This is a genomic window from Streptomyces sp. NPDC127177, from assembly GCF_042672475.1.
GTDB lineage: Bacteria > Actinomycetota > Actinomycetes > Streptomycetales > Streptomycetaceae > Streptomyces.
This window is the reverse complement of sequence record NZ_JBHXUW010000016.1, coordinates 64,565-81,464: the sequence shown is the minus strand read 5'-3', so window position 1 is coordinate 81,464 and position 16,900 is coordinate 64,565. Positions and strand designations below refer to the sequence as shown.

19 protein-coding genes are annotated in these 16,900 nt (G+C 70.1%); 15 read left to right on the top strand and 4 right to left on the bottom strand.

The features are described 5' to 3' along the window. The first annotated feature begins 136 nt into the window (after positions 1-136). From ACFVJX_RS12765 to ACFVJX_RS12750, 4 genes are all read left to right on the top strand, one after another. Positions 137-1,090, top strand: coding sequence for a heme o synthase (locus ACFVJX_RS12765; protein WP_384132798.1), 954 nt, complete (start codon positions 137-139; stop codon positions 1,088-1,090). A gap of 97 nt (positions 1,091-1,187) precedes the next feature. Beyond that, positions 1,188-1,544 carry a hypothetical protein gene (locus tag ACFVJX_RS12760; protein ID WP_384132795.1) on the top strand — a complete coding sequence of 119 codons (357 nt, stop codon included), beginning with the start codon at positions 1,188-1,190 and terminating at the stop codon, positions 1,542-1,544. A gap of 161 nt (positions 1,545-1,705) precedes the next feature. Beyond that, positions 1,706-2,344 carry a bifunctional 4-hydroxy-2-oxoglutarate aldolase/2-dehydro-3-deoxy-phosphogluconate aldolase gene (locus tag ACFVJX_RS12755; RefSeq protein ID WP_384133176.1) on the top strand — a complete coding sequence of 213 codons (639 nt, stop codon included), beginning with the start codon at positions 1,706-1,708 and terminating at the stop codon, positions 2,342-2,344. Beyond that, positions 2,341-3,357, top strand: coding sequence for a sugar kinase (locus tag ACFVJX_RS12750; RefSeq protein ID WP_384133179.1), 1,017 nt, complete (start codon positions 2,341-2,343; stop codon positions 3,355-3,357). The genes ACFVJX_RS12755 and ACFVJX_RS12750 overlap by 4 nt, the downstream gene beginning before the upstream one ends. A gap of 28 nt (positions 3,358-3,385) precedes the next feature. Here ACFVJX_RS12750 and ACFVJX_RS12745 read toward each other — a convergent pair whose 3' ends face one another. The 3 genes from ACFVJX_RS12745 to ACFVJX_RS12735 all read right to left on the bottom strand — a co-directional run bounded on the left by ACFVJX_RS12745 (position 3,386) and on the right by ACFVJX_RS12735 (position 6,257). Next, a complete protein-coding gene (locus ACFVJX_RS12745; RefSeq protein ID WP_384133182.1) occupies positions 3,386-4,399 on the bottom strand; it encodes a heme A synthase in 1,014 nt (337 codons plus the stop codon). 146 nt (positions 4,400-4,545) lie between these two features. Further along, the gene (locus ACFVJX_RS12740; protein ID WP_384133185.1) at positions 4,546-5,313 is read right to left on the bottom strand and encodes an ABC transporter permease; all 768 of its coding nucleotides are present in this window, start codon (positions 5,311-5,313) and stop codon (positions 4,546-4,548) included. Beyond that, entirely contained in the window at positions 5,310-6,257 is a 948-nt protein-coding gene (locus ACFVJX_RS12735) for an ABC transporter ATP-binding protein (RefSeq protein WP_384133188.1), read from the bottom strand. Before ACFVJX_RS12735 ends, ACFVJX_RS12740 begins: the two co-directional genes overlap by 4 nt. A gap of 136 nt (positions 6,258-6,393) precedes the next feature. Here ACFVJX_RS12735 and ACFVJX_RS12730 point away from each other — a divergent pair, with 136 nt between their 5' ends. The 11 genes from ACFVJX_RS12730 to ACFVJX_RS12680 all read left to right on the top strand — a co-directional run bounded on the left by ACFVJX_RS12730 (position 6,394) and on the right by ACFVJX_RS12680 (position 15,681). Next, entirely contained in the window at positions 6,394-7,134 is a 741-nt protein-coding gene (locus ACFVJX_RS12730) for a helix-turn-helix transcriptional regulator (protein WP_384133191.1), read from the top strand. Further along, the gene (gene sufB / locus ACFVJX_RS12725) at positions 7,131-8,552 is read left to right on the top strand and encodes a Fe-S cluster assembly protein SufB (RefSeq protein WP_311306372.1); all 1,422 of its coding nucleotides are present in this window, start codon (positions 7,131-7,133) and stop codon (positions 8,550-8,552) included. The genes ACFVJX_RS12730 and sufB overlap by 4 nt, the downstream gene beginning before the upstream one ends. Before the next feature lie 61 nt (positions 8,553-8,613). Continuing rightward, a complete protein-coding gene (gene sufD / locus ACFVJX_RS12720; RefSeq protein ID WP_384133195.1) occupies positions 8,614-9,795 on the top strand; it encodes a Fe-S cluster assembly protein SufD in 1,182 nt (393 codons plus the stop codon). Next, a complete protein-coding gene (locus ACFVJX_RS12715) occupies positions 9,795-10,112 on the top strand; it encodes a bifunctional 3-phenylpropionate/cinnamic acid dioxygenase ferredoxin subunit (protein WP_365407250.1) in 318 nt (105 codons plus the stop codon). The genes sufD and ACFVJX_RS12715 overlap by 1 nt, the downstream gene beginning before the upstream one ends. 7 nt (positions 10,113-10,119) lie before the next feature. Beyond that, positions 10,120-10,884 carry a Fe-S cluster assembly ATPase SufC gene (gene sufC / locus ACFVJX_RS12710; protein ID WP_384133199.1) on the top strand — a complete coding sequence of 255 codons (765 nt, stop codon included), beginning with the start codon at positions 10,120-10,122 and terminating at the stop codon, positions 10,882-10,884. Next, positions 10,881-12,149 (top strand): cysteine desulfurase, encoded by a 1,269-nt coding sequence (locus ACFVJX_RS12705; protein WP_384133201.1) that lies wholly within the window; start codon positions 10,881-10,883, stop codon positions 12,147-12,149. The genes sufC and ACFVJX_RS12705 overlap by 4 nt, the downstream gene beginning before the upstream one ends. 21 nt (positions 12,150-12,170) lie before the next feature. Next, on the top strand, positions 12,171-12,626 hold the full coding sequence (gene sufU / locus ACFVJX_RS12700; protein ID WP_384133204.1) for a Fe-S cluster assembly sulfur transfer protein SufU: 456 nt from the start codon (positions 12,171-12,173) through the stop codon (positions 12,624-12,626). Further along, entirely contained in the window at positions 12,623-12,961 is a 339-nt protein-coding gene (locus ACFVJX_RS12695; RefSeq protein ID WP_056783575.1) for a metal-sulfur cluster assembly factor, read from the top strand. The genes sufU and ACFVJX_RS12695 overlap by 4 nt, the downstream gene beginning before the upstream one ends. A gap of 143 nt (positions 12,962-13,104) precedes the next feature. Next, positions 13,105-14,496, top strand: a complete 1,392-nt coding sequence (locus tag ACFVJX_RS12690) for a DUF3616 domain-containing protein (protein ID WP_384133212.1) — start codon at positions 13,105-13,107, stop codon at positions 14,494-14,496. Between the two features lie 37 nt (positions 14,497-14,533). Continuing rightward, positions 14,534-14,968: a VOC family protein gene (locus tag ACFVJX_RS12685; protein ID WP_384133215.1), complete on the top strand. Its 435-nt coding sequence runs from the start codon at positions 14,534-14,536 to the stop codon at positions 14,966-14,968. An 83-nt stretch (positions 14,969-15,051) separates the two neighbouring features. Further along, on the top strand, positions 15,052-15,681 hold the full coding sequence (locus ACFVJX_RS12680; protein WP_384133217.1) for an alpha-ketoglutarate-dependent dioxygenase AlkB: 630 nt from the start codon (positions 15,052-15,054) through the stop codon (positions 15,679-15,681). Between the two features lie 73 nt (positions 15,682-15,754). On the opposite strand, the gene ACFVJX_RS12675 is transcribed toward ACFVJX_RS12680, so the two are convergent. Next, complete coding sequence (locus ACFVJX_RS12675) at positions 15,755-16,777, bottom strand: hypothetical protein (protein WP_384133220.1); 1,023 nt, start codon at positions 16,775-16,777, stop codon at positions 15,755-15,757. Between the last annotated feature and the right edge of the window lie 123 nt (positions 16,778-16,900).

Genomic DNA, 16,900 nt, shown 5'->3' with positions numbered 1-16,900 from the left:
GCCGCCCTCCGCGCCACATCAACACGAGCCCACCCCCGCGAAGGGCGGCCTGTCCCCAACGTCTACAGTGGTCTGGTTCGCGCAAGTCTTTACCGGGCCTTCACGCCCGGAGCTTGCTGGGATTTCTCTGTCAGGGGTGTGCGTGACGGCCGTCGAGTCCCGACCCGCAGGGGTCGCCTTGACTCCGGGCCCAGGGGGCCATCGCCCGTTCGGGGCCCGTGTCAAGGCGTTCGTGGCGCTGACCAAGCCTCGGATCATCGAGCTGTTGCTGATCACCACTGTTCCGGTGATGTTCCTGGCCGCTCAGGGTGTACCCGACCTGTGGCTCGTACTCACTACCACCATCGGCGGCTACCTGTCCGCCGGTGGTGCCAATGCGCTGAACATGTACATCGACCGCGACATCGACGCGCTGATGGACCGTACGTCGCAGCGACCGCTGGTCACCGGCATGGTGAGCCCGCGCGAGTGCCTGGCCTTCGGTATCGCCCTCGCGGTGATCTCGACGGTCTGGTTCGGGCTGCTGGTCAACTGGCTGTCGGCCGCGCTGTCACTCGGAGCGCTGCTCTTCTACGTCGTCGTCTACACGATGCTGCTGAAGCGCCGCACCTCGCAGAACATCGTCTGGGGCGGTATCGCGGGCTGCATGCCGGTCCTCATCGGCTGGTCCGCCGTGACGAACTCGATGTCCTGGGCCGCGGTGATCCTCTTCGCCGTCATCTTCTTCTGGACGCCGCCGCACTACTGGCCGCTCTCCATGAAGGTGAAGGACGACTACGCGCGGGTCGGCGTCCCGATGCTCCCCGTGGTTGCGACCAACCGGGTGGTGGCCCGCCAGATCGTTCTCTACAGCTGGGTGATGGTCATCGTCTCCCTGCTGCTGACGCCGCTCGGCTACACCGGCTGGTTCTACACGGCCGTGGCGCTGCTCACCGGTGGCTTCTGGCTCTGGGAGGCGCACGGCCTGCAGAACCGGGCCAAGGCCGGAATGGCCGGCGCCAAGCTCAAGGAGATGCGGCTGTTCCACTGGTCGATCACCTATGTGTCGCTGCTGTTCGTCGCAGTCGCGGTGGACCCCTTCCTGAGGTAGTCCGCCCCCTCGACTCCCGCCGCCGGGCGGGGTGCGTGGCCCACGCCACGTGCCCCGCCCGTCGCCACTTGATCTACCCGTCGGTAGCATCCTGTGCATGGCAGAGACGGCTGAGACCCAGCAGGTGGACAGCAAGCAGGCGGCGCGCGCGGAGCGCAGGGCGGCGCGGCTGGCCAAGCAGATCGGTGCCTTCGCGAAGGCCCACGGCGGCGCCGAGGGGCAGCTCGCCTACATCGGCCGGACGGGCACCCGCATCATCCTCGTCGGTGAGGACGGCGGCTGGGGCGATCTGGTGGCCCCGTCGTACGCGGTCGCCGAGAGCGCCGCGCAGAAGGCCGGGATCACGATGCACGACTCCTTCGACGGCGAGTTCGCCGCCAAGGTGCACACCGGCCCGTACGAGTGGACGCGGATGGCGGGCATCCAGGTCGGCGGCCCCGCCAACAAGGCCTGAGGGCCGGCCGGGCCCGGCCGACGACAGAGCGGCGGAGGCCGGCCGGACAGCCGTCCGTCCGGCCTCCGCCGTCCCGCCGGTGGTGGCGGCGCGCCGCTCCACGGCCGGGCCCGGGAGCCGGAGACAGCACCAGCCGTACCGAAGGAACAGTGAGCCCGGACATGGATCTGCTGACCGCACTGCGCACCCACCGGATCGTCGCCATCGTGCGCGGCGACGACGCGGACGCAGCGCTCGAAACCGTACTCACCCTGGCCGACGAGGGCCTCGCGCTCATCGAGGTCTCCCTCAGCGGCAAGGGCGCACTCGACGTCATCCGCCGGGCCCGGGCCGCCCTCGGCCCCACCGCACCGCTCGGCGCGGGAACGGTCCTGACCGCGGCGGACGCGAGCGCGGTACGGGAGGCGGGAGCCGACTTCGTCGTCACCCCGGCCGTGTGCGAGGGCGTCGGCGAGGCGAAGCGCCTCGGACTGCCCGTGCTGGCCGGAGTGATGACCCCGACCGACATCGTGGCCGCACAGCGGCTCGGCGCCGACGCGTACAAGCTCTTCCCCGCCGCGCAGGCCGGCGGCCCCGGCTATCTGAAGGCGTTGCGCGGGCCGTTCCCGGACGCGCCGTTCGTGCCGGTCGGAGGCGTGGACGCGGACCTGGCCCGCAGCTATCTCGCCGGGGGAGCGGCAGCCGTGGGCGTCGGCTCCCCGCTGATCGGCGACGCGGCCGACGGCGGCAGCCCCGACGCGCTGCGCGCCCGCACCCGCACCTTCCTCGACGCCGTGCGCCTGCCGACGGACGCCGGGTGACGAGCGCCGGCGCACCCACGCCCGCGTCCCCGGCGGACCGGCGGACCGCCCGGCCCCCGGTGACCTGCATCGGCGAGACCATGGCCGCCCTGGTGCCGGAACCTCCCGCCCCGCTGGAGGGTGCGGGACAGCTCGGCGTACGGATCGCGGGCGCCGAGTCGAACGTGGCCATGTACCTCGCCGACCACGGAGTGCCCGCCCGCTGGGTCTCCGCCCTCGGTGACGACCCGTTCGGCCGCCGGATCCGCGGCGAGGTGGCCGCCTGCGGTGTCGATGTCAGCGGGGTGCGCACCGATCCGCACCGTCCGACCGGGCTCCTCGTCAAGGACCCGGGCCCCGACGGCACCCGGGTCCACTACTACCGCCGGGGCTCCGCCGCCTCGGCCCTGGCCCCGGACCTGCTGGACGACGACGCGGTCCGCTCCGCCGGACTCATCCACCTCAGCGGTATCACCCCGGCCCTCTCCGAGAGCTGCCGCGAACTGGTGGCCGCACTGCTGGAGCCGACGGCGGACGAACGTCCATGCCCCGTCAGCTTCGACGTAAACCACCGGCCCGCCCTGTGGACGGACGGCACGGCCGCCGCCGTGCTGCTCGGCTTCGCCCGGCGGGCGGACATCGTCTTCGTCGGACTGGACGAGGCGCAGGCCCTGTGGGGAGAGGGACTGGGGGACGCGGCCGACGTACGCGCACTGCTGCCCGAGCCCGGTGTCCTGGTGGTCAAGGACGGCGGACGGGCCGCCACCGCGTTCGACGGCGCCCGGGTCCACACCGTGCCCGCGCCCCGGGTCGAGGTCGTCGAACCGGTGGGCGCCGGTGACGCGTTCGCCGCCGGGTTCCTCGCCGGGCTGCTGCGCGGCGAGGACACAGTGCGGTCACTCCGGCTGGGGCACCTCACCGCGGGCGCCGCGCTGCGGGTCACCGGCGACCACGGACCGCTGCCGGGCCGGGACCGGGTGGCCGCGCTGCTGGACGTGGCGCCGGGGGAGTGGGCGCCCGGCCCCGGCCGGTAGTGCTGTCGGCGGGGCGGTGGCGGGTGGCTCAGCCCGCAGCTGCGGGCTCCGGCTGCTCGGCCGCCGGGCCGGGCACCACGGGCACGGACACCGGCCGTTCGCGCTGCGACAGCAGGACGCGCACCACGCCGATCCACACCAGGCACGAGCCGAACATGTGCAGCCCGACCAGGATCTCCGGGGTGTCGGTGAAATATTGCACGTACCCGATCACGCCCTGCGCCATCAGGATCAGGAAGAGGTCGCGGGTGCGGTGCAGCGGCCCGACGGGGGCGTCGACGGCCTTCAGGACGAACCAGAGCGCGACGGTCAGAGCCACCACGACCCAGGCCAGGTCCGCGTGCAGCTGCGCGATCGTCTTCCAGTCGATCGGGATGCGGTGGACGTCGCTGGAGTCACCGGCGTGCCGGCCGGCCCCCGTGACCACCGTGCCGACCGCGATCAGCAGTCCGGCCGCCACCACCAGCAGCCAGGTCAGCTGCGAGACCGCCTTGCCGACCAGCGGGCGGGGGGCCGTGTCGCCCTCCCGGGTCCGCTGCCAGGTCACCAGGGCGAGGGTGAGGAGCGCGGTCGAGAGCAGGAAGTGTGCCGCCACCGTGTACGGGTTGAGGCCGACCAGGACGACGATGCCGCCGAGGACGGCGTTGCCCATCACGACCCAGAACTGCGCCCAGCCGAGCCGGGTGACACCGCGCCGCCACGGCTTCGCCGAACGGGCGGCGATGATCGCCCACCCGACCGCCGCGCACAGGACGTACGTCAGCATCCGGTTGCCGAACTCGATGGCGCCGTGGAAGCCCATCGCGCCCGTCGCCGTCAGGCTCTCGTCGGTGCACTTGGGCCAGGTGGGGCAGCCGAGACCGGAACCGGTGAGCCGGACCGCACCGCCGGTGACGACGATGGCGACGGCCATGACAACGGCCGACATCGTCGCGCGGCGCACCGTCCGGGAGGACGGCGTCCAGCGTTCGGCGATGTACTGGAGCGGGTTCCGTACGGCTTGAGCGACTTCGGCTCGGGTCAGCTTGGGCACGCGCACCATCGTAGGCGGCCGCTTGTGCAAGCTTTCACGAGGGGGACGAATCGTGACCCGTCGCGTGTCCGGTACTCACCTGCGCCCCGGACTCACCACCACCCGACGCACTTCCGCCCGGCCGCACTTCTGCCCGGCCGGACTCCCGCCCGGACTCACTCCCAGCGGAAGAACCGGGCCGCCGCACCCAGGCCCAGCACGGCCCAGACGGCGAGGATCGCCAGGTCGCCCCACGGCACCGCCGTACCGTGCTGCAGGACGTCCCGCAGACCGTCGGACAGGGCCGCGATCGGCAGGAGCCCCAGCACCGACTGCACGGCGTCCGGGAACTTCTCCAGCGGCACGATGACCCCGCCGCCCACCAGCAGCAGCAGGAAGACCAGGTTGGCCGCGGCGAGGGTCGCCTCCGCCTTGAGCGTTCCGGCCATCAGCAGCCCCAGCCCGGAGAACGCGGCGGTGCCGAGCACGAGCAGCAGCAGTACGGCGAACGGGTTGCCGTGCGGCGACCAGCCGAGCGCGAACGCGATCACCGTCAGCAGCACCACCTGGAGCACCTCGGTGACGAGCACGGCCAGTGTCTTGGCGGTCATCAGCCCCCAGCGCGGCAGCGGCGAGGCGCCGAGCCGCTTGAGCACCCCGTATCGCCGCTCGAAGCCGGTCGCGATGGCCTGGCCGGTGAAGGCCGTGGACATCACGGCGAGTGCCAGGATGCCGGGTGTCAGGAAGTCGACGGAGTCGCCCGCCCCGGTGTCCACGATGTCGACCGCGCTGAACAGCACCAGCAGCAGCGTCGGGATGACCACGGTCAGCAGCAACTGCTCGCCGTTGCGCAGCAGCATCCGCGTCTCCAGCGCGGTCTGCGCGGCGATCATGCGCGGCAGCGGGGCGGAGCCCGGCCGGGGGGTGTACGTACCGGCGCTCATGCGCGCAGCTCCTTGCCGGTCAGTTCCAGGAAGACGTCCTCCAGGGTGTGGCGCTCGACGGAGATACCGGAGGGCATCACGCCGTTCTGCGCGCACCAGGAGGTGACGGTGGCCAGCAGCTGCGGGTCGACCTGGCCGGTGATGCGGTAGGCACCGGTGGTCAGCTCGGCCGCCTCCGTACCGTCGGGCAGCGCCTTCAGCAGGGAGCCGAGGTCGAGGCCGGGGCGGCCGGTGAAGCGCAGGGTGTTCTCGGCGCCGCCCCGGCAGAGCGTCTCCGGGCTGCCCTGTGCCAGGAGCCGGCCCGCGTCGATGATCGCGACGTCGTCGGCGAGTTCCTCGGCCTCGTCCATGAAGTGGGTGGTGAGCACGACGGACACGCCGTCGGCGCGCAGTTCCCGTACGAGGTCCCAGGTGGAGCGGCGGGCCTGCGGATCGAGGCCCGCGGTCGGTTCGTCCAGGAAGACCAGCTCGGGCCGGCCGACGACGGCCATGGCCAGCGCCAGCCGCTGCTGCTGGCCTCCGGAGAGCCGGCGGTAGGTGGTGCGGCCGCAGCCGCCCAGGCCCAGGCGCTCGATCAGGGCGTCCACGTCCAGCGGGTGGGCGTGCAGTTTCGCCATGTGCCGGAGCATCTCGTCGGCGCGCGCGCCGGAGTAGACGCCGCCGGACTGGAGCATCACACCGATACGGGGACGAAGACGCGCCGCGTCGGAGACGGGGTCGAGACCGAGGACCCGGACCGATCCCTCATCCGGACGGCGGTACCCCTCGCAGGTCTCGATCGTGGTGGTCTTGCCGGCCCCGTTGGGGCCGAGGACAGCGGTCACCGCTCCGGCGGCCATGCGCAGATCGAGGCCGTCCACCGCCGTCCTGTCGCCGTACCGCTTCACCAGGCCACGGACCTGGACAGCCGGGCCGGACGGGGGTGGGGCGGGCTCGCTCTTCATGAGCGGTAAGTCTAGGCAGCCGCCATTCGGAGCCCCCTTCCGGGGCTTGATTAGGTAACCCTAAGTGATCGATTCCACGGTAGATCGTTTCGGACCGTGGTTGTCAGGGCCGGATGAATTACGCAACAATGGCGTTGTGAAATACGTTGGCGAGGCTCCGCAGGAGGAACTCGCGACCGGTGAGCGCTCGACGCGCAACCGGATCGCGCGCTCCGTCCTGGACCACGGCCCGTCCACCGCCGCCGATCTCGCGAAGCGCCTGGGGCTCACCCAGGCCGCCGTCCGCCGACAGCTCGACGCCCTCGTCTCCGACGATGTCGTCGAGGCCCGTGAGCAGCGGGTGTACGGGGCACGGACCCGTGGCCGCCCGGCCAAGGTGTTCGCCCTGACCGACTGCGGCCGGGACGCCTTCGACCAGTCCTACGACGCGCTCGCCGCGGACGCCCTGCGCTGGATCGCCGAGACCGCGGGCGACGAAGCGGTCATGGCGTTCGCCCGTGCCAGGGTCGCCGACCAGTCGGCGGCCTACCGCGAGGCGATCGAGGCCGCGGACCCCGAGACGCGTACGGAGGCGCTGGCCAAGGCCTTGTCCGCCGACGGGTACGCTGCTACGGCGCGCAGCGCGCCGGGCCCGCAGCAGGGTGAGCAGCTGTGCCAGCACCACTGCCCGGTCGCACACGTCGCCGAGCAGTACCCGCAGCTGTGCGAGGCGGAGACGGAGATCTTCTCCAGCCTCCTGGGGACCCATGTACAGCGACTCGCCACCATCGCCCACGGCGACGGGGTGTGTACGACCTACATCCCGCGCAGCGGTCACCCCACCCCACAGACCACTGATTCAGCATCCACCAGCAAGTCCGGGAGGAACCCCGCATGACGCTCCCTACGGAGACTGCCCACCCTGAGCTCGATGGCCTGGGCACGTACGAATTCGGCTGGGCCGACTCCGACGCGGCAGGCGCGGCGGCCAAGCGCGGCCTTTCCGAGGCCGTCGTCCGTGACATCTCGGAGAAGAAGAACGAGCCCGAGTGGATGCTGAAGCTGCGGCTCAAGGGCCTCAAGCTCTTCGGCAAGAAGCCCATGCCGAACTGGGGCTCGGACCTGTCGGGCATCGACTTCGACAACATCAAGTACTTCGTGCGGTCGACGGAGAAGCAGGCGGAGTCCTGGGAGGACCTGCCCGAGGACATCAAGAACACGTACGACAAGCTCGGCATCCCGGAGGCGGAGAAGCAGCGCCTCGTGGCCGGTGTCGCCGCCCAGTACGAGTCCGAGGTCGTCTACCACCAGATCAACGAGGAGCTGGAGGCGCAGGGTGTCATCTTCATGGACACCGACACCGCGCTGAAGGAGCACCCGGAGCTCTTCAAGGAGTACTTCGGCACCGTCATCCCGGTCGGCGACAACAAGTTCGCCTCGCTGAACTCGGCCGTGTGGTCCGGTGGCTCGTTCATCTACGTGCCGAAGGGCGTGCACGTCGAGATCCCGCTCCAGGCCTACTTCCGCATCAACACGGAGAACATGGGCCAGTTCGAGCGGACGCTGATCATCGTCGACGAGGACGCCTACGTCCACTACGTCGAGGGCTGCACCGCCCCGATCTACTCCTCGGACTCGCTGCACTCGGCGGTCGTCGAGATCATCGTGAAGAAGGGCGGCCGCTGCCGCTACACGACGATCCAGAACTGGTCGAACAACGTCTACAACCTGGTCACCAAGCGCGCCGTCGCCTACGAGGGCGCGACGATGGAGTGGGTCGACGGCAACATCGGCTCCAAGGTCACCATGAAGTACCCGGCCATCTACCTGATGGGCGAGCACGCCAAGGGCGAGACCCTGTCCATCGCCTTCGCGGGCGAGGGCCAGCACCAGGACGCCGGCGCCAAGATGGTCCACATGGCTCCGAACACCTCGTCCAACATCGTCTCCAAGTCGGTGGCACGAGGCGGTGGCCGCACCTCCTACCGCGGTCTGATCGAGATCGGCGAGGGCGCACCGGGCGCGAAGTCCAACGTGCTCTGCGACGCGCTGCTCGTCGACACGATCTCGCGCTCCGACACCTACCCGTACGTCGACGTCCGTGAGGACGACGTGTCGATGGGTCACGAGGCGACCGTCTCCAAGGTCTCCGAGGACCAGCTCTTCTACCTGATGAGCCGCGGTATGACCGAGTTCGAGGCGATGGCGATGATCGTGCGCGGCTTCGTCGAGCCGATCGCGAAGGAGCTCCCGATGGAGTACGCCCTCGAGCTCAACCGGCTGATCGAGCTGCAGATGGAGGGATCCGTCGGCTAGTACGCCGGCGTTCCCATCCCCTGACATCTGTCCGACTGAGAAAGAGAGCACTACGACAGCCATGGCTGAGGCTCAGATTATTCCGGCGGGATCCACGACCACCGGGTCCATCGCGGTGGCCGCGGAGTCGACCGTCGCCACGCGCATGAGCGCGCCCCCGTCCTTCGACGTCGCGGACTTCCCGGTCCCGCACGGCCGCGAGGAGGAGTGGCGGTTCACGCCGCTGGAGCGACTGCGCGGACTGCACGACGGCACGGCCGTCGCCACCGGCAGCGGTGTGAAGGTCGCGATCGACGCCCCCGCGGGCGTCACGGTCGAGACCGTCGGCCGCGACGACGCCCGCCTGGGCAAGGCCGGTACGCCGGTCGACCGGGTCGCCGCGCAGGCCTACTCGTCCTTCGAGCAGGCGTCCGTCGTCTCGGTCGACAAGGAAGCCGTGCTCTCCGAGCCGATCCGGATCACGGTGCACGGCGAGGGCGGGGTGGCCTACGGCCACCAGGTCATCGAGCTGGGCGCCTTCGCCGAGGCCGTCGTCGTCATCGACCACACCGGTGACGCGGTGCTCGCCGCCAACGTCGACTACGTCCTGGGCGACGGTTCGAAGCTGACCGTCGTCTCCGTCCAGGACTGGGACGAGAGCGCCGTCCACGTCGGCCAGCACAACGCGCTGGTCGGCCGGGACGCCTCGTTCAAGTCCATCGTCGTCACCTTCGGCGGCGACGTCGTCCGGATCCACCCGCGGATCGCCTACGCGGGCCCCGGCGGCGAGGCCGAGCTCTTCGGTCTGTACTTCACCGACAAGGGCCAGCACCAGGAGCACCGTCTCCTGGTCGACCACAACGCCCCGCACTGCAAGTCCAACGTGGCCTACAAGGGCGCGCTGCAGGGCGACGGCGCGCACGCCGTGTGGATCGGTGACGTGCTGATCCAGGCCAGTGCCGAGGGAACCGACACCTACGAGATGAACCGCAACCTGGTTCTCACCGACGGTGCGCGGGTCGACTCGGTGCCGAACCTGGAGATCGAGACCGGCGAGATCGTCGGCGCAGGACACGCCTCGGCGACCGGCCGCTTCGACGACGAGCAGCTGTTCTACCTGCAGTCCCGCGGTATCCCGGCCGAGGAGGCCCGCCGCCTCGTGGTGCGCGGCTTCTTCGCCGAGCTGGTGCAGCAGATCGGTCTGCCGGACGTCGAGGCCCGGCTCCTCGACAAGATCGAGACCGAGCTGAAGGCGTCGGTCTGATGGCCTTCGTCAAGGCCTGTGCGCTGAGCGAGCTGGAGGACGACACCCCGAAGCGGGTGGAGCTCGAAGGCACGCCGGTGTCCGTCGTCCGCACCGAGGGCGAGGTGTTCGCGATCAACGACATCTGCTCGCACGCGAACGTGTCGCTGTCCGAGGGCGAGGTCGAGGACTGCATGATCGAGTGCTGGCTGCACGGATCGAGCTTCGACCTGCGCACCGGCAAGCCGTCCGGCCTTCCCGCGACGCGCCCCGTCCCCGTATACCCCGTCAAGATCCAAGGGGACGATGTGCTCGTCTCCGTCACCCAGGAGTCCTGAGTCACCCATGGCAACGCTTGAAATCCGCGACCTGCACGTCACCGTCGAGGCCGACAACGCCACGAAGGAGATCCTCAAGGGCGTCGACCTGACCGTGAAGCAGGGCGAGACCCACGCCATCATGGGCCCCAACGGGTCCGGCAAGTCCACCCTCGCGTACTCCCTCGCAGGCCACCCCAAGTACACGATCACCAGCGGCACGGTGACCCTGGACGGCGAGGACGTCCTGGAGATGTCCGTGGACGAGCGGGCCCGCGCCGGTCTGTTCCTCGCCATGCAGTACCCGGTCGAGATCCCCGGTGTCTCGGTCTCCAACTTCCTGCGCACCTCCGCCACCGCCGTCCGCGGCGAGGCCCCCAAGCTGCGTACCTGGGTGAAGGAGGTCAAGGAGGCGATGTCCGACCTCCAGATGGACCCCGCCTTCGCCGAGCGCAACGTCAACGAGGGCTTCTCCGGCGGCGAGAAGAAGCGCCACGAGATCCTTCAGCTGGAGCTCCTCAAGCCGAAGATCGCGATCCTCGACGAGACCGACTCCGGTCTGGACGTCGACGCGCTGAAGACCGTCTCCGAAGGCGTCAACCGGGTCCGTGAGTCCGGCGAGGTCGGCACCCTGCTGATCACGCACTACACGCGCATCCTCAAGTACATCAAGCCCGACTTCGTGCATGTCTTCGCCAACGGCCGCATCGCCGCGTCCGGCGGTGCCGAGCTCGCCGACACGCTGGAGAACGAGGGCTACGAGGCCTACACGAAGGGTGGCGCTTCCGCGTGACTGACGCCCGACAGGGGCTCTCCGGCCTCCTCGACACCGAGGCGATCCGCAAGGACTTCCCGATCCTGGACCGCACGGTCCACGACGGCAAGAAGATCGTGTACCTGGACAGCGCTGCGACCTCGCAGAAGCCGCGCCAGGTGCTCGATGCCCTCAACGAGTACTACGAGCGGCACAACGCCAATGTGCACCGCGGCGTGTACACCATCGCGGAGGAGGCCACGGCGCTCTACGAGGGCGCCCGTGACAAGGTCGCCGCGTTCATCAACGCGCCCAGCCGCAACGAGGTGATCTTCACCAAGAACGCCTCGGAGTCGCTCAACCTCGTGGCCAACATGCTCGGCTGGGCCGACGAGCCCTACCGGGTCGACCACGAGACCGAGATCGTCACCACGGAGATGGAGCACCACTCCAACATCGTGCCGTGGCAGCTGCTCTCGCAGCGCACCGGTGCGAAGCTGAAGTGGTTCGGCATCACCGACGACGGCCGGCTCGACCTGTCCAACATCGACGAGATCATCACCGAGAAGACGAAGATCGTCTCCTTCACGCTGGTCTCGAACATCATGGGCACGATCAACCCGGTCGAGCAGATCGTCCGGCGCGCCCAGGAGGTCGGTGCGCTGGTCTGCATCGACGCCTCGCAGGCGGCCCCGCACATGGTGCTCGACGTGCAGGCGCTCCAGGCGGACTTCGTGGCCTTCACCGGCCACAAGATGGTCGGTCCGACCGGTATCGGAGTGCTCTGGGGACGGCAGGAGCTCCTGGAGGACCTGCCGCCGTTCCTCGGTGGCGGCGAGATGATCGAGACCGTGTCGATGCACTCGTCGACCTACGCCCCGGCGCCGCACAAGTTCGAGGCGGGTACGCCCCCGATCGCCCAGGCCGTCGGCCTCGGCGCGGCCGTGGACTACCTCTCGGCGATCGGCATGGAGAACATCCACCGCCACGAGCAGGCCATCACCGAGTACGCGGTGCGGCGGCTCCTGGAGGTCCCCGACCTCCGGATCATCGGGCCGGCCACCGCCGAGGACCGCGGGGCCACGATCTCCTTCACGCTCGGCGACATCCACCCGCACGACGTGGGTCAGGTACTCGACGAGCAGGGCATCGCCGTCCGGGTCGGTCACCACTGCGCACGGCCGGTCTGCCTGCGGTACGGAATTCCTGCGACGACGCGAGCGTCGTTCTATCTGTACTCCACGCCCGCCGAGGTCGACGCCCTGGTGGACGGTCTGGAACACGTCCGGAACTTTTTCGGTTAGACAGCGGCTGAGGGTTGACTGGTGAAGCTTGATTCCATGTACCAGGAAGTGATCCTGGACCACTACAAGCACCCCCACGGGCGCGGCCTGCGGGACGGCGACGCCGAGGTGCATCACGTCAATCCGACGTGCGGTGACGAGATCACGCTGCGGGTGCGGTACGAGGGCGAGATCATCGCCGACGTGAGTTACGAGGGCCAGGGCTGCTCCATCAGCCAGGCCAGTGCGTCCGTGCTGAACGAGCTGCTGGTCGGCAAGGAACTGGGCGAGGCCCAGAAGATCCAGGCCGCGTTCCTGGAGCTGATGCAGTCCAAGGGACAGCTGGAGCCGGACGACGCGATGGAGGAGGTGCTGGAGGACGCGGTCGCGTTCGCCGGTGTCTCCAAGTACCCGGCCCGGGTCAAATGCGCGCTGCTGAGCTGGATGGCGTGGAAGGACGCGACGGCGAAGGCGCTGTCCGAAGGGAAGACGGCATGAGCGACAACGAGACTCTCACCACCAAGCCGGCCTCCGAGGAGGAGGTCCGCGAGGCCCTGTACGACGTCGTCGACCCCGAGCTGGGCATCGACGTCGTCAACCTGGGCCTGATCTACGGCATCCACGTGGACGACGCCAACATCGCCACCCTCGACATGACCCTGACGTCCGCGGCCTGCCCGCTGACCGATGTCATCGAGGACCAGGCGAAGTCCGCGACCGACGGCATCGTCAACGAGCTCCGGATCAACTGGGTCTGGATGCCGCCGTGGGGTCCGGACAAGATCACGGACGACGGCCGCGAGCAGCTGCGCGCGCTGGGCTTCAACGTCTGAGCGGTCCTTCCGCGTGTACGGCCCCCGGCTTCCGAGCCGGGGGCCGTTCGACGTTGTTCGTCCGCCGTATCCCCGGCGTCCGCCCGCCGTTGGCGCGAGAATCGGAACCTGTTTCTCGACACCATGCCGACGAGAGGCCCACCGTGCCGCATCAGCCTGTCCTCCCGCACCGCCGTTCCGTCGCCGCCGCGGGAGGTGCTCTGGCCCTGGCCGCCCTGGGCCTCGGCGTACCCGCGCACGCCGCGAGCTACGGGACACCGACGATCACGCTCTCCGCCGGTTACCTCTCCGGTGCCGTCGGTGCGACGGGTGACCCCGTGGTGACGGTCACCGTCGGCCAGAGCGGAGCCGATGTGTCCGAGCTCGGGGTGGCCGCCTCCGCCAGCTCCAAGTCGTCCGTCGCGGCGACCGGAGACGTGACGGTGACCGGCACGGGCGCCACCCGGCAGCTCCGGGTCGCCGCCCACGGCCGCGGATACACCGACCTCACGATCGAGGTCACCGGCCTCGGCGGCAAGACCGCCACCAAGTCGCTGCACTACGCCGCCTCGGCCGCCGTGCAGAACGCCGCGGACACCCGCTACCTCACCGGCTCATCGGACATCTCGGCCGCCGTGGACGTCGGTGGCGGCTATGTGGTGGTGGCCGACGACGAGTCCAACACCCTCCGTCTCCACGACCGTTCGGCCTCCGGCGCGCCCGTCCGCACGTGGGACGTGGCCAAGAAGCTCGGGGTGTCCAAGGAGGTCGACATCGAGGGCGCGGCCCGGGTCGGGAACACGATCTACTGGACCGGCTCGCTCGGCAACAACAAGGACGGCGAGTACAAGTCCGACCGCAACACCGTCTTCGCGACGACGGTCAGCGGTTCCGGCGCCGATACCCAGCTGACGGTGGGCGGCTCGTACAAGAAGCTCCGCAACGACCTCGTCGACTGGGACAAGTCCAACGGCAACCGCTACGGCTTCGCCGCGGGGACGAAGGACGGAGAAGTGCCCAAGCAGATCGACGGGTTCAACATCGAGGGCCTGGAGTTCGCACCCGGCTCGACGACCACCGCCTACCTCGGCTTCCGGGCGCCGCTCGTCCCGCCGAAGGAGGGCGGCAAGGCGCTGATCGTGCCCGTCACCAACTTCGACAAGGTGGTGGGCTCGGGGGCGAAGGCGACGATCGGCACCCCCATCGAGCTGGACCTCGGCGGCCTCAGCATCCGTGACATCCGCAGGAACGCAGCCGACCAGTACCTGATCGTGGCCGGTTCCTGGGCCGCGGACGACAACTCCGACCCGTACGCCCTGTACTCCTGGGACGGCGTCGCCGGCCACGCACCGGTCAAGCGCCTGGACCTGCCGACCACCGACCCGGGCGGCTGGGAGTCCGTCGTCGACGTACCGGATCTGAACACGCCCGGCGCCCGCGCCCAGCTGATCACGGACTCCGGCTCGGCCGACCTGTACGGGGACGGCACGGAGGCCAAGGACCTCGACCACGACGAATGGAAGAAGTCCCGTTCTGCCTGGTTCACGGTCGGCTGACACCGTGGCTGTCGGAGGCGGGCAGTACGGTCCACTCATGGCAGCCCGTATCGATCTGACGCTCGACTGTGTGAACGCGCGGCTTCTCGCCGCCTTCTGGAAGACGGCTCTCGGCTACGTCGACGAGCCACCGCCGGCCCCCTTCGCGACGCGCGAGGAGTGGTTCGCGTCCTTCGGCCTGCCGGAGGACGAGTCCGTGGACGACAGTGCCTGGCTCTGCGATCCCGACGGCACCGGCCCCCGCCTGTCCATCCTCAAGGTCCCCGAGCCCAAGACGGCGAAGAACCGGCTCCACATCGACGTCCGGGTGCCGGGGCACGGCGGTGCCGATGAGCGGTGGGCCCGGATCGAGGCGGAGGCCGAACGCCTGGTGCGGGCGGGCGGGAGCGTACTGGAGCGGTTCGACGGGCACCACGTGATGATGGCGGACCCGGAGGGCAACGAGTTCTGCGTGGCGGCCGCCGCGGGGTGACGGGCCGGTCCGCCGGAAGCCGGTCCGGCACCGCGTACCGGACGCTGGATGGCACATCTGTTCGATTCGCGTAGGCTGGGCACATGGCAACGCACCAGCTCCAGGGATCGCTCTTCGACCAGAGCGACGACGTACGTCTGGGCGCGTTGGGCGGCATCCGGCGGACGGTCCTCGGTGACGGGGCCTGGATCGACCTCCTGCCGGGCTGGCTCAGCGGCGCCGGAGCTCTGTTCGAGCGGCTGGCCGCCGACGTTCCGTGGCAGGCGGAACGCCGGCAGATGTACGAGAGGGTCGTGGACGTGCCCCGTCTGCTCGCCTTCTACCGGGCCGGCCAACCGCTGCCGCACCCCGTTCTCGACGAGGCGCGACAGGCCCTGTCCGCGCACTACGCGGCCGAGCTCGGCGAGGGGTTCACGACAGCCGGCCTGTGCCACTACCGCGACGGCCGCGACAGCGTGGCCTGGCACGGCGACCGCATCGGCCGGGGCGCCCGCGAGGACACGATGGTCGCCATCCTCTCCGTCGGCGCCCCGCGCGACCTGCTGCTCCGTCCGCGTCACGGGGGCGAGACCGTACGCCGGCCCCTGGGACACGGCGACCTGATCGTGATGGGCGGCTCGTGCCAGCGGACCTGGGAGCACGCCGTCCCGAAGTCGGCCCGGTCCACCGGAGGGCGCATCAGTATCCAGTTCCGGCCGCACGGGGTGCAGTGACCGGTTTCCGGCCCCGCCCCGGCGGCCCGCACCTGCCGGGCCGGAACGGGGACGGCGGGCGAGGGCCCGTACCTCAGTCCGTGTACTGCGGTGGCACGGCGGCGGCCTCGGCGAGGACCGGGCCCAGGTCCTCGGTGCGGATGCGCCGGTCCACGTAGATCAGGCCGGTCACCAGCGGCGGGAAGGTGGCCACGATCAGCTGGCTGATCATCTGTCCGATCGCGATGGCCACCAGATAGCCGCTCATGGCGACGAGGACCGATGCCGGGTTCGGATGGTCGCCCAGGTTCGCCGAGCCGAGCGCACCGGAGAACATGCCGATGAACGAGAACGGCAGCTGGACCAGGTAGCTCGCGAACCCCGCGAGGACGCCCGCCAGCAGGCTGATTCCGAAGATCCGCCACCAGTCGCCGCGCACCAGCAGGGACGAGCGGCGCAGCGCCGCGACGGGCCCCTGGTTCTCGAAGACCACGGCCGACGGGGCCAGGCTGAACTTCACCCAGAGCCAGATGGCCAGTGGCGCGGTCGCCAGCGCACCGAGTACGCCGATGACGACCAGTGTGATCGAGAGGCCGTCACCGCCGCCCGCGCCGACCACGCCGATCACCAGGGCGACGACACCGGCCCAGGCCAGCAGGATCGGGACCATCGCGATCACCCAGGTCAGGAAGACCGTTCCGATCACGGCGGGCATCCGGGCCCAGGCCCGCCGCCAGACGGCGGAGAAGGTGGCCGGCCGGCCCAGGACCGCTTCCTGGAGCACCGCCGGAACGGCCGCGTACATCATGGCCGTCGAGATCGCGCCCGCGATCAGGCACACCAGCACGATCGCGCAGAAGGCGACGAGGACCGGTACCCAGTCGTCGGTGGCGGGGTTCTCGTCGGAGCCGAGCGCGAAGATCCGATCCAGGTGGTCCGCGGTGGCGGCGTACGCGATCGCGATCGCCGCCGCGACCACGGCCAGCGCCCCGCCGTACACGGCCGCGCCGACGCCGAACAGCTGCTTGGCGTGCCGCCCGACGGTGGCGAACGCGCCGTTGAATATGTCCCCGAGCCTCAGCGGCCCCAGGGGTATCACTCCGGGTTTGGGCGGCATCCAGCCACCGCCCCAGCCGCCCCAACCGGGAGGTCCCCCCTGCGGCGCGCCTCCGTACGGCCCGCCGCCCCACCCTGCGTCCTGCGCCACTGCCGCTCCGTCTGCCAGTCGATCATGTACATG